Here is a 13014-nt window from a genome sequence, read left to right on the forward strand (position 1 = left end):
GTTTTGAAGACCCAGCTTGGCTTCAAAATAGCCCACAGCGTTCCAACATTTTAGCAACCAACCGGCAGACGATAATTTTGACTAGCACAAGCGACCCAATTAATAACTAGACAACCATTAATATAAGCACTTATTTTTTGTCAGTTAGTGACTTTTCATTTATGATAGGTAGGTGTCAAAAAAATTAGGGAGTGTTCTTACTTTATGAAACGTTTAGTTAAAAAATTAAGTATTGCGTTATTCGGGGTCGCTTTAGCCGTGGTCTTAACGGCTTGCGGGAATAACTCAAGCAGTAAAAGTAGTGCCGCTAAGTCGAATTTAGACTTACAAACTTCCGGCACGTTAACGGTCGGGTTGGAGGGTACCTTCCAACCTTATAGCTACCGTAAAGACGGTAAATTAACTGGATACGAAGTCGATCTAGCGCGCGATGTCGCTAAAAAGATGGGCTTAAAAGTTAAGTTTGTCCCCACTAAGTTCGATTCTTTAATCGCTGGTTTAGACGTTAATAAATATGATGTCGTGTTCAACAATATCGCAGAAAACAAGGCACGGAAACAAAAATACCTGTTCTCAACACCTTACATCTACTCTAAATCACAATTAGCGGTTAAAAAGTCTAACAAATCGATCAAAAAGATTACCGATATCAAAGGCAAGAAGGTTGCGGAAGCTACCACGACTAACAATGCCAAAGATGCCAAGCGTTTAGGCGCAACAATTACCCCAACTGATGGTTTCCAACAATCCATTGATCTGGTCAATCAAGGCCGCGTGGACGGCACGATTAACTCACGTGAAGCATTCTATGCTTACTTAAAACAAAAGCCCAATGCCAGCATCAAGTTAATCGACAGTGGTGATGCCATTGCCAGTCAAAAGATTGGCGCCATTGTCACTAAGAAACATGCCAAATTACAAAAACAGATTACTAAAGCCATTAATGAATTGAAAAAAGATGGTACTTTGACTAAGCTATCGAAGCACTATTTTGGTGGCGATGTTACCAAAGAATAATTTACGCCCGTCAATTTGACGGGATACATAGTATACGTTTGGTGCTAGTTGGATTAAAATGTCACTCTGGTTGGCCCAGCATCGGCTGGAACGTGGTGACCGCGTTTGGAAGCCAAAGGTCGGTCTTCCAAGCCGGGGGTTATCTAAGTCGGAAAATCACCGACCAAGATAAACGACACCACTGAGCCAATGCTGGGCCGCCCGACGTTAACTAACAGCACTTAAAAAATTAACAATTAGTGATTTTCAGCTCAGCCATTTAGCATCCAACTGGCAGGCGGCAATTTCAACTAACATCAAGCGTACATAGTATGACCCATTACGCGTTATAGGAGGCCCTTTACACTTATGAATTCTATCTGGCATATCATTGTCACAGCGATCCCGCAAATTGCTTTAGCGGGGCTTAAATACACGATTCCCATTGCAATTGTATCCTTTATTATTGGCTTAATCTTAGCGGTCTTGACGGCTTTAGTGAAGCTATCACCACGCCACGGTTGGTTCTCAATCCTCAAAGCAATTGCTTATTTCTACGTTTGGCTGTTCCGCAGTACCCCGCTATTAGTCCAATTATTCATCGTCTATTTTGGGTTACCGTATCTCAAAATCAAAGGGGTCTTCCCCAACGGTATTCAATTAGACCCCTGGACCGCTGGGATTATGACTTTCTCACTTAACACTGGGGCTTACTGTGCTGAAACCATTCGGGCTTCGATCCTGTCGATTCCTGAAGGCCAATGGGAAGCCGCCTACTCGATTGGCATGACAAAACCGCAAGTCTTGCGCCGAATTATCCTGCCCCAAGCGGCGCGAGTCTCGTTACCACCGTTATCCAACAGCTTTATCAGCTTAGTGAAAGATACCTCTTTGGCGGCCTCGATTACGATCATCGAAATGTTTGAAGTCAGTCAACAGATTGCGGCCGAAAACTACCAGCCGCTAGTGATGTATACGTTAGTCGCGGCACTGTATGCGATCCTCTGCTCAATTCTCAGTTGGCTACAAGGCTACTTAGAGAAACGGAGCTCGCGTTACATTAAAACGGCCAATTAGGAGGGGTTCCCGTGATTAAATTAGAACATGTTAATAAAACGTTCGGCGATCATCAAGCCTTAATTGATATCAATACCGAATTTAAAGAACAACAAACCACGGTCATTGTCGGGCCTTCCGGTTCCGGTAAATCAACCTTATTACGCTCGCTCAACTTATTAGAGCGACCTGAAAGCGGCCGTTATACCTTTAACGACCAACTTATTGATTTTACAAAACCGTTAAGTAGCAAAGACATCTTAACGTTACGCCGTAAAACGGGGATGGTCTTTCAAGGCTACAACCTCTTCCCACATTTAACAGTTGTTAAAAACGTGATGGAAGGTCCAGTTCAAGTCTTAAAGCAAACTCCCGCTGTCGCTAAAAAGACGGCGTTGGAACTCTTAACTAAAGTTGGCTTAGCCGATAAAGCTGAAGCTTATCCTAGCCAACTTTCCGGTGGCCAGCAGCAACGCGTGGCTATTGCCCGCTCATTAGCTATGAATCCAGAATACATCTTGTTAGACGAACCTACTAGCGCTCTAGATCCCGAGTTAGAAGCGGGGGTCCTACGTGTCTTACTAGAACTCGCCCAGGAAAAAGATTCGATGATTATCGTGACACATAACTTAGAGTTCGCCCGTTCCGTCGCTGATAAGATTTTATTTGTTGAAGCCGGCAAGATCTTATTCGATGGCACACCGGCTGAGTTCTTCAAACAGCCGACCCAGCGGATTGCTGACTTCTTAGCCGCGATGACATTCACCACCATCTCTGACAAAGCTAATAACTAAACCACAACGCTCACCTATTTGGTGGGCGTTTTTTTGGTCCGATTACCATTTTGAAGCCAATAACGATCCTCAAGATTTAAAAATAATCAACCATTAATTTACGCTTAGCGCCAGTTGAAATTGCCGCCTGCCGGTTGGTTTCTAAAATGCTAGAACGCCATGGACCATTTTGAAGCCAAAGCCTGGTCTTCAAAACTGGCCTTGGCCTAAGTCCGAGCAGATCACTCGCACTAAGACCAACGACACGGCCGAGCGTTTTAGGAACCAACCTCTCGGCTAAATTTGAGGTCGATAATAGATAATCATTAATTCCCGTTAACTAACGCCGGGCGGGCCAGAATTGGCTCAGTGGTGTCGTTTATCTTAGTCGGTGATTTTCCGACTTAGATAAAGCCCGGCTTTCGAGACCGTACTGTGGCTCGAAAACGCGGCCACCACGTTCCAGCCGATTCTGGCCCAACCAGAGTGGCAAGTTAAGCCAACTAGCACTAAACACATTAATATATAAATTGACATTCATTAATAAACTTATTATACTTTAGGTCATACAATACTATATGACGTATAATATGACAGGAGGAATAGTGATGGCCATTCAAATCAGCTCAGAACTGCTTGACGGTTGCGTGTTAGCGTTGCTGCAAACGGAAGATTATTACGGTTATGCCCTCACCCAAAAGTTGCAAGCTTCCATCTCTGTCTCAGAATCCACACTTTACCCGGTCTTACGCCGGTTAAAGAAGAATGGCTGGGTCACAACTTACGACCAAGCCTATCAAGGCCGAAATCGCCGTTATTACCAACTAACCGCGGCCGGTACCGATCAGTTGACCAACGTACAGCACGATTGGCAGACTTATTTTCAAGCTATTAATACGTTATTAAAGGGGGACGCACCATCATGACAGACTACTTAGATAAATTTGCCGCCCTGCTCGTGCAATTGCAATCAGATGAACGCGATGAAGTCTTAGAATTTTATCGTGAATATTTACTCGACGCCGGCATCGACTCATTTGATGCTTGTGTCGCGGAATTAGGGACACCCAAGCAATTAGCCCGTAAAATTCTGGCAGATTATTCAATTCGCTTTAACGAAAACCTGAACAGCACTTCAACGCATCAGCAACGTTCCAAAGCTAACGTTCGTAGTATTTGGCTCGTAGGATTAGCGATTCTATCCACACCCATTACGATCCCCGCCTTACTTGCCATTTTGGCTGTGATGTTTGCCTTATTCGTGGCCGTCATCGCCATTGGCCTGTCAGTTTTAGCGATTATTGCCGCTGTAACCATCATGGCATTGATTGCGATCACTGCCGGGGTGGGCTTATTCACGCAATCATTATGGGTCAGCTTATTTTACTTAGGGGCGGGACTCGCCACCATTGGGCTTGAGTTATTAGTTCTCCCATTAGTCGTTTGGTTCGTTGGCCTGATTATCCAAGGTGTCGCCACGATTACCCAACGACTCTATCACCGCTTCGTTAAACGCAATCGAGCAGAAATAGGAGGTCGTCATCATGAAAAAAACCGTTAAATTAGGCGTTATTTTCTTAATCCTCGGCCTGATTCTCGTCATCTTCGGGATTGCAAATAACGGGATTCAATCCGTTTATTGGGACAAAGGGTTCCATGTGATGCATCACTATCACAAAACGTATTATCCAAACAAGCTTAAGTCATTAACCTTAGGCGCAGACGCCGATGTGATCGTCGTTCGTGGCAACACCGCCAGCATTAAAATCAGCGCCGCTAGAGTCAAGCCAGTCGTTACCAACACGAACGGCCACATTACCATCAAGTCACCACGGGTCCCAGAAATGGTCGGCTTTATGCTCAGTGACAATGCCAATCGGATTGAAATTACCGTCCCCAACAAGACGACCTTAACGCGCATCAAAACAACGTCTGCTCAAACCGACTTGCAATTAAGCCACCTTACCGTTCAACAGTTACAGCTAACCAGTACCGGTCACGTCAGCTTGAATCAAGTGACCGCCAAAAAGCCGCTCACTTTATCAGCGGACAATGCACAGCTTAACCAAGTGACAGCGCCAAGCTTAAGGCTAAGTACCAGCACCACTAACGTCAACATTACGCACAGCCAATTCGCTGATGGACCATCAACGATCGACACGAATGACGGTAATATCACGCTGGCACATTCAACCTTCAAACAGGCTAAACTACGGACTACGACGGGGAACTTGTCCGTTCACCATAACCGGTTCAAGCAAGCAAAGATTGAGACAACCGATGGCAATATCACGCTCAGCAATAATCAACTAACCAAGTTACTCACTGCGACAACCAACGATGGCAATATTCATGTCCAAACCACTCGTCAGGTCGGGATTCAAGCTCGCACGAGTGATGGCACGCTCAATATCTTCAATCAAAAGCGCAGTGGCGATGATCAGCAAAAGATGACTTACCGTCCAAATGCCACCGTTCAATACCAGCTTAAAACTGACGATGGTAATATTAACGTCAGTGCTTCCTAATGGCGCCATTCTAGCTAACTTTACAATACCAAAAAGAACGTTCACAACGATTTAAACCGTTGCGAGCGTTCTTTTATTAACTGAATTATAATTTCTGGGTGTCACCTTCGACCGTAATGCGATCACGGCCAGCTTCTTTAGCCAAGTATAAATAATGATCAACCCGTTTGAACCAACTATCGAAGTTTAAATCCGTGGTCTGTAACGCGGAAATCCCGATTGAGACCGTGACATTCAGCTTCTTACCATTGAGGTTAACTGGTTCATGTTGTAAGGTATCCCGAATTGCCGTCACAATCCGTTGGGCTTCTAAGGGTTCAGTGTTTTCAAAGATAATGACAAACTCTTCACCACCATAGCGAAATAGCTCGCCATGATTAGTCTGCCGTAACAATTCCTGATTAAAATGCTGCGCAACATGCTTTAACACCGCATCACCCGCCAGATGGCCATAGTCGTCATTGAAGTATTTGAAATGGTCAATGTCAAACATTGCCATCGTAATCGGCATCGCGGGGTGCCGCTGATAGACGCCAAAGACCCCGACCGTCGTAGTATCAAAGTTGGCTCGGTTACGAACCCCGGTCAGCTCATCATAATTAGCCGCTTGATCTAGGCTCGCAAAATGCGCGATCACGCGATTAACCCGTGTGACAAAGAACCGGATGATCCACATATAGATAATAAAGATCACTAACACATTAACGATGTAAAATAGCCGAAATGGCCGGACCGACCAAATGATCAAACACCACGCCAAACCGTAGAGTAGTTGTAACCCTAAGAATCGCCATTCCGACTTTAAAACCAACGCTTGATGATGACTAATATAGCCAATCACCCCAACTAACACTAAGAGCATCAGGGCAAACAGCCACCACCACTGCCAGCTTGCGCCCATATACAGCGCCTGACCGTAGAAGAACACCGGCATCGCCAGATTGACCAAGGTTACGGCAATATTTTGCATGGCGTACAAACTAAAGAGTAGGATCATCAATTGAGCAATCGCATAGCCCCAGCTCAAAACGTTGCCAGCATTCAGTACCCAGAACGTTTGGCGCAATAAAACGACCCCACCGATGACTACGCCGGCTTCAACCAAGTCGATTACTAGTCGATAGCGTCGTGGCAATTTAGTCGACCGCGGGGCAAGCATATAAGTCAGGACCATCATAATCGCAATTAGCCCCACCGTAATTAGCGCCATGATAATTGATTTAATATTAAAAACATCGCTTAAAAAATTTTCCAATAAGTACATGGATTCACCTACCAACACTCACGTTCTAAAAACGTTTTTAAGCATACCATTATTTAACCCTAATGGTGATACTCATTTATAAAAATTTTAATTCGTTTAATCCACTAATTAAGCTGGAAAAAGGGCCGGATTAGCGGGCCCTTGGACTACTTCAATGCCATCGTGGCACCCTCGATAGTCAGGCGATTCCGCCCGGCCTCTTTCGATTGATACAAATAGTGATCAACTCGTTTGAACCAGCTATCAAAGTCTGAATCTTGTGCTTTCAAGGCTGAGATACCTAGCGAGACTGTAATCGTCAAAGCTTGATCATTATAGACTAACGGTTCCGCCTGCAGCGAGTTGCGAATCGTCGTCACAATCTGCCGAGCTTTTTGCGCATCGACACCTCGGAAAATAATGACAAACTCTTCACCGCCGTAACGAAAGACTTCGCCCCGCGAGGTTTGTTTCGCCAATTCATGTTGGAAATGCTGCGCCACATGTTTTAACACGGCATCACCCGTCATATGACCATATTGATCGTTAAAACGTTTGAAATGATCAATATCAAACATGACCATCGTAATCGGCACATTCGGATGTTTCTCGTAAAAGCCGAACACATCAACACTCGCGGTGTCAAAGCTCGCCCGATTACGAATCCCAGTCAATTCATCGTAATTGACGGCCTGATCTAAACGCGTAAACCGATCAACAAAATTACTGACACGGGTGACGAAGAACCGAATCACCGCCATATAAATAGTAAAGACCACTAGGACTGTTAAGGTGTACCACATATCGAACGGATGCACTGACCAGATAATGAAACACCAAGTTCCACCGTAAACAATCTGCAGTGCTAGATACTTCCAAGTCGCGTCCAGCGCTGAGGCTTGATGATGACTAACATAAATAATCGACCCGGTTAGTAATAGGCTCATCGTAATAAAGACCGCCACATACTGCCAACCACGCCCCATATACATGCCCTGACCATAGAAAAAGATCGGCATCACAATATTGACTAGCTCAACGGCTAGGTTTTGCATCATATATAGACTAAATAACAGCACCGTCAATTGAGCCGTGGCATAGCCCCAACTCAATACATCGCCTGAGTTCATCACCCAGAAAACTTGGCGTAACAAGATAATGCTGACAATCACACTGGCAGCTTCAATGCCATGAATCAGATGGGTAAACTTGGGGCGTCGTAACTTAAACGCTCGCTGTTCCAAGATATAAGTCATCGCCGTCATACTCGTAATTAGACCGACCATAATCAATGCAATAATCACCGCTCGAATATTAATAAAATCGGTCGTAAATTGTTCGATTAAATCCATTACTGGCATGTTACTCACCCCACCCATTAAGCCATTTAACGTTTTCACTTTATCTTACCATTAATACGCGTCAAATGGTTAGGGTCAATTCCGCTAGTGGCCGGGGATTAACCCCCTTTTAGATAAATTTAATTATCAAATGTTACACGCAAATGTTATCAAACCGCTTGCTAGTCAAGGCTTTAAATTGTTCAATATCATCTTCATTTTGACCGTTTCACTCGGCCAAAACTTTTTTTGCATCTTTAAAGGGTCGCCGGGCATATTCATAACCGTTTAGTGCGAGTGAAACTTGGTGCCTGCCGGTGGGGGGCTAAGTTGAAAACAATTAATCATTAATCCGTTAATTGATGTTGGCCCAACCAGCGTGGCCATTTCATTCAACTAACACCAACTGGATGCCAATCCGCAAACAACTGGATAATTAGCCAGCAAAAAAGCAGTGTCCAAAATGAGAACCCCAACCAGCTAACTACCTGGGATTCACCTTTCAAACACTGCTTCTAACTACATCGCCCCATGATACACATCTAGCCAAACATACAGCAACGATAGCAGTAACAACGCGCCTACCGCGGCCGCATGCCACCATTTATGCCGTGCGAAAATCGCAATATACTCCCGAATAATGGCATCCGGTAAGAAGAATCTCGCTGTCCGGGCCCCAATCCCATCGGCTCTGAGTCCAGCTTGTTTAGCGAATATTCCGGCCCGAAAAGTATGGTAATTATTGGTGACAAAAATGGTTCGTGGCCGTTTAATAGTGCCACGATCAATCAATTGCTTGCTAAACTGCATATTCTCTAACGTTGTCGTCGACTTAGTTTCCGCCCAGCCTGCCGTTGCCGGTAAGCCATGTTCCCGCGCATATTGCAGCATCGCCTGACCTTCGGGAACCGTTTCGTCGCCCCCTTGACCACCAGAAAAGATCATGATTGCCGGATGGCCAGTCTTCCGTTGCTGCTTCTGATAAAACCGCAAGCCGCGATTAATACGTTGCGCCAATAACGGGGAGACCTGATCACCATTTAATAACCCGGCGCCCAACACAATGATGTAGTCTTGGCGATACCGTGGGAAGTTGAATTGATAAATCACGAGCATCGTTAAATAATTGTAAAACCAAAAAGCAACGTACATCACGACCATCGTTGGAAAAGTCGTCATGAAATAACTGACCGGTTTCGGTAAGTTACCAATCAGATTCGCAAAGAATGGTAGCAATAAAATGGCTAAGCCTAAAAATAACGTCAGCATATTCGCTAACGTATGACTCTCACGCTTCCACACAATCCACGCATTCCACAACAGCAAGAAGGCCTGTAACGCAAAAACCAAGCCAATCGCCATCATCAATACCACAAAAATCGCCACGCTAATAATGATTAACGGGTGATTATTCGTCCCTAAAATCGTCATCGCCAGTAACGCCATTAATGAATAGAAAAATAGCGAAAACCAAATGCCGTTACTTAAGCGAACTTTATCATGCTGATACCGCCAGCCGAAGATGATACCAAATGTGATTGGTACCAGCCAGGCCCAGTAAGCCACGGCTGGTATCGGTACCCATACTGCACTATTAGTCAAAGCCAGCCCCCCTAAAATCTTTTCTATCATAGCATAGTTAACCCATGCTATACATCGCCTGGACGCCTAACTAATACTAGTCGGTCTAATCCGCCACTCTGGTTGGCCCAGAAGCCAGCTGAAACGTGGTGGCCGATCGGTTTACGACTAAAATAAGCGACCACCCCTGAGCGATAATTTGTCTCCAATCACTTAAGTTGCTTTTGGGCATTATAAAAGTTGCGATAAGCCAAGTAACACGCAATAATCGCCCCTAAGCTAGTCGCTGACATCAACATAAATGTCACCATGATCTGGTACTTAATCGCCCGAACCGGATCAACCCCCGCAAAGATCAGCCCGGACATCATCCCCGGCAAGCTCACTAACCCGACCGTCTTCGCTGAATCAATTGTCGGTGCCATCCCCGTTCGAATGGCTTCACGCACAATCGCAATCGATGCGTCCATCAAGCCAGCCCCCAAGGCCAAACGTTCCAATACCCCCTGACGCTGGTCATGGAACTGGGTCTTCAAGCTGCGATAAGCTAAGCCAATCGCCACCATCGCATTTGAGGCAATCATCCCCGAAATGGGAATCATCTGCGATGGTATAAACTTAATGGCGCCTGATAACACGAGTACGCTTAAAGTCACTCCGGTACTCACGAAAATTGCCACAAACGAAATCGGTAAGGCATGATCAATCCCAGCCCCACGCTTTTTCGCGTTCCAAGCAGCGTTAAAAACAATAAACATGATCATTGCCAGTGTCAGCCAGAAATGATTAACGCGGAAAATATACTTCAAGACGTACCCAACCACAAACAACTGGATGACCGCCCGCACAACCCCAATCACAATATCGCGGTCCAGCCCCAACTGCTGCCACAAACTAATCGCCAAAGCCACCAAAACTAAAAACGCGGCTAAGAATAACGAAGTATTGTTCACTGCTAAATTCATGCTGGCACCTCCAATTGGCCATCCGTAACCCGGACTAACTGCTGCGCGGCTTGAATTTCTTCGGCATCATGCGTAATCATGATCGTCGTCACTTGCCGGTCACGATTCAGATGCGTCAGCCAACGGTGAATGATCGCCTTATTATCCGCATCCAAACCAGCGGTGACTTCATCCAGTAGTAAAATTTTAGGCAAAAATAAAATATTACGAATCAGCGCGACCCGTTGTCGTTCACCACCAGACAAGTCATCGATGGCCTCGGTCAATAGATTGGCAGATAGTCCCACATATTCTAATGCCGCTTCAACATGCCGTTGATCCATTGGCAGTTTACGAATCTGGTACGGAAACGCCAGATTATCTGCGACCGTCTGACCAAAGAGCGTCGGTTGCTGGAAACAATACGAGACTTGCCGGCGATACGCAGTCGGTTCATAGCTTTCAATCGGTTGCCCCTCAAACTGCAAGTCACCACTAGTTTTAGAAATCATACCCGCCATCACGCGCAACAACGTGCTTTTACCACCGCCAGATGGGCCGGTCACCGTTAATTGCGCTTGGGCCGGCACGGTTAAATTAATATCATTTAGGATTAACTTATCACCAACTTGATAATTCACATGGTGCAGGCGCATTAATGTCGTCATCGCGACTTCCTCCATTGGATTTTATTAGTCTTATTTTAGCATGAAAGCGAGTCAGTTTAGAACTATTATTACTTGTGTTTGGTGCTAGTTAGATCAAGCTGCTACTCTGGTTGGCCCAGAATCGGCTGGAACGTGGTGACCACGTTTTCGAGCCACAGAACGGTCTCGAAAGTCGGGCTTTATCTAAGTCGGAAAATCATCGACCAAGATAAACGACAGTTTTGAAGATTGGGCTTCCAAATGACACATGGCGTGCCAGCGTTCTAGGAACCAACCGGCAGGCGGCAAGTTCAACTAGCACCAATCATACTATTACCTACATTGATCTTAACAGCATTCACCATGATAGTTGCGACGTGCCAGCCGCCGCCATGCTATAATGGTTTGAACTCAGTTCACAGAAAACGAGGTTAGTTAAACTAAAATGACACAATCTAATCATTATCCAAATCAGCAGCGTGGTGGCCGGTACCGTACCCAACGCCAACCCGCTGAAAAGGTTCAAACGGACGTCACTCTAGGTCAACGCTTTCCATTGACCATCAAACGACTCGGCATTAATGGCGAAGGGATTGGCTACTACAAACACGTCATCACGTTCGTCAAAGGCGCCTTACCGGAAGAAGTGGTCGTCGCTGAAGTTACCGCGGTTCATCCCCGCTACTTAGAAGCGAAGATTCGGACATTACGGAAGCCTAGTCCTGACCGGGTCGACCCCCGTGATGCTTACGCCGGTGAAGTCGGTGGTTTCGAACTCGAACATCTCGACTATCCAGCTCAACTCAAGTTCAAACAAGACTTGATTCGCCAAGCCTTAGAAAAATACCGGCCAACCGGTTATCAACATTACGATGTCCGGCCAACGATTGGCATGACCGACCCTTATGAATACCGCAATAAAGCGCAATTCCAAGTACGGGTCATTGATGGTCACGTCGCTGCTGGGCTATATAAGGAAAACAGCCATGACTTAGTCGACTTACCAACTTGCTCTGTCCAGATGCCGGTTACGATGACCGTGATGCGCCAAGTTGTCCAATGGCTAGAAGAACTAAATGTCCCCATCTATGATGAAGAACACAACTCTGGGATCGTTAAAACCGTCGTCGTTCGGGCTGCGGCCGCCACTGGCGAAGTCCAACTAGTCTTTATCACGCATACACCCAAGTTCCCAAAGAAACATCAATTACTCATGAAGATTGCCGAAAAGTTACCAATGGTCGTCTCCGTGATGCAAAACGTGAATGTTGATAAGACTTCTTTGATTTGGGGTGACCAAACAACTTTACTAGCTGGTAAGCCAACCATCACTGAAGAACTCGATGGCTTAGCCTTTGATTTATCAGCCCGGGCCTTCTTCCAGTTGAATCCCGAACAAACGAAGAAATTGTACCGTCTTGCCCGCGAAGCGCTGGACTTAGCGCCTAATGAAACGTTAGTCGATGCTTATTCCGGGGTTGGGACGATTGGGTTGTCCTTAGCCGATGTTGCCAAGGAAGTCCGCGGCATGGATACCATTCCAGCCGCTGTCATGGATGCCAACGAAAATGCTAAACGCAACGGAATCACCAATGCAAAATACGAAGTCGGTGAAGCTGAGACCTTGTTACCACAATGGTTAGCAGCCGGCTTTGATCCGGATGCCATGATTGTTGATCCACCACGGACTGGCTTAGATGACGTCTTGATCAATGCCATCTTGCAAAATGCCCCCGAAAAGTTGGTCTACATCTCATGTAACCCATCGACCTTAGCGCAAGACTTGCGTGAATTAACCCGCGGCTACCAAGTCGACTATATTCAGTCAATCGACATGTTCCCACAAACCGCCCGTTGTGAAGCGGTCGTGCGGTTCACTAAGCGTCATTAAACATTGTTGATTTTT

At 45.8% G+C, this 13014-nt stretch carries 12 protein-coding genes; 7 read left to right on the forward strand and 5 right to left on the reverse strand.

Annotated features, from left to right (window positions below; genetic code table 11):
- Positions 1–204 precede the first annotated feature (204 nt).
- From FFM80_RS10300 to FFM80_RS10325, 6 genes are all read left to right on the forward strand, one after another.
- Positions 205–1017: a transporter substrate-binding domain-containing protein gene (locus FFM80_RS10300; RefSeq protein ID WP_137640714.1), complete on the forward strand. Its 813-nt coding sequence runs from the start codon at positions 205–207 to the stop codon at positions 1015–1017.
- 357 nt (positions 1018–1374) lie between these two features.
- Positions 1375–2073, forward strand: coding sequence for an amino acid ABC transporter permease (locus tag FFM80_RS10305; RefSeq protein WP_171001082.1), 699 nt, complete (start codon positions 1375–1377; stop codon positions 2071–2073).
- Positions 2074–2084: 11 nt separating this feature from the next.
- On the forward strand, positions 2085–2846 hold the full coding sequence (locus FFM80_RS10310; protein ID WP_137640716.1) for an amino acid ABC transporter ATP-binding protein: 762 nt from the start codon (positions 2085–2087) through the stop codon (positions 2844–2846).
- Positions 2847–3433: 587 nt separating this feature from the next.
- Positions 3434–3751, forward strand: coding sequence for a PadR family transcriptional regulator (locus tag FFM80_RS10315; RefSeq protein WP_137640717.1), 318 nt, complete (start codon positions 3434–3436; stop codon positions 3749–3751).
- Complete coding sequence (locus FFM80_RS10320; RefSeq protein ID WP_137640718.1) at positions 3748–4386, forward strand: DUF1700 domain-containing protein; 639 nt, start codon at positions 3748–3750, stop codon at positions 4384–4386. The genes FFM80_RS10315 and FFM80_RS10320 overlap by 4 nt, the downstream gene beginning before the upstream one ends.
- Positions 4370–5353, forward strand: a complete 984-nt coding sequence (locus tag FFM80_RS10325) for a DUF4097 family beta strand repeat-containing protein (RefSeq protein WP_137640719.1) — start codon at positions 4370–4372, stop codon at positions 5351–5353. The genes FFM80_RS10320 and FFM80_RS10325 overlap by 17 nt, the downstream gene beginning before the upstream one ends.
- 85 nt (positions 5354–5438) lie before the next feature.
- Here FFM80_RS10325 and FFM80_RS10330 read toward each other — a convergent pair whose 3' ends face one another.
- From FFM80_RS10330 to FFM80_RS10350, 5 genes are all read right to left on the reverse strand, one after another.
- On the reverse strand, positions 5439–6617 hold the full coding sequence (locus tag FFM80_RS10330) for a GGDEF domain-containing protein (protein WP_137640720.1): 1179 nt from the start codon (positions 6615–6617) through the stop codon (positions 5439–5441).
- Between the two features lie 146 nt (positions 6618–6763).
- On the reverse strand, positions 6764–7957 hold the full coding sequence (locus FFM80_RS10335) for a GGDEF domain-containing protein (protein ID WP_223877339.1): 1194 nt from the start codon (positions 7955–7957) through the stop codon (positions 6764–6766).
- A gap of 498 nt (positions 7958–8455) precedes the next feature.
- Positions 8456–9538, reverse strand: a complete 1083-nt coding sequence (locus FFM80_RS10340) for a YdcF family protein (RefSeq protein ID WP_137640721.1) — start codon at positions 9536–9538, stop codon at positions 8456–8458.
- Between the two features lie 188 nt (positions 9539–9726).
- A complete protein-coding gene (locus FFM80_RS10345; protein WP_137640722.1) occupies positions 9727–10482 on the reverse strand; it encodes an ABC transporter permease in 756 nt (251 codons plus the stop codon).
- Positions 10479–11129, reverse strand: a complete 651-nt coding sequence (locus tag FFM80_RS10350; protein ID WP_137640723.1) for an ABC transporter ATP-binding protein — start codon at positions 11127–11129, stop codon at positions 10479–10481. Before FFM80_RS10350 ends, FFM80_RS10345 begins: the two co-directional genes overlap by 4 nt.
- Before the next feature lie 424 nt (positions 11130–11553).
- On the opposite strand from FFM80_RS10350, the gene rlmD reads away from it, so the two are divergent.
- Entirely contained in the window at positions 11554–12999 is a 1446-nt protein-coding gene (gene rlmD / locus FFM80_RS10355; RefSeq protein WP_137640724.1) for a 23S rRNA (uracil(1939)-C(5))-methyltransferase RlmD, read from the forward strand.
- The last annotated feature ends 15 nt before the right edge of the window (positions 13000–13014 follow it).

This window comes from Lactiplantibacillus dongliensis (assembly GCF_005405105.1).
Classification (GTDB): domain Bacteria; phylum Bacillota; class Bacilli; order Lactobacillales; family Lactobacillaceae; genus Lactiplantibacillus; species Lactiplantibacillus dongliensis.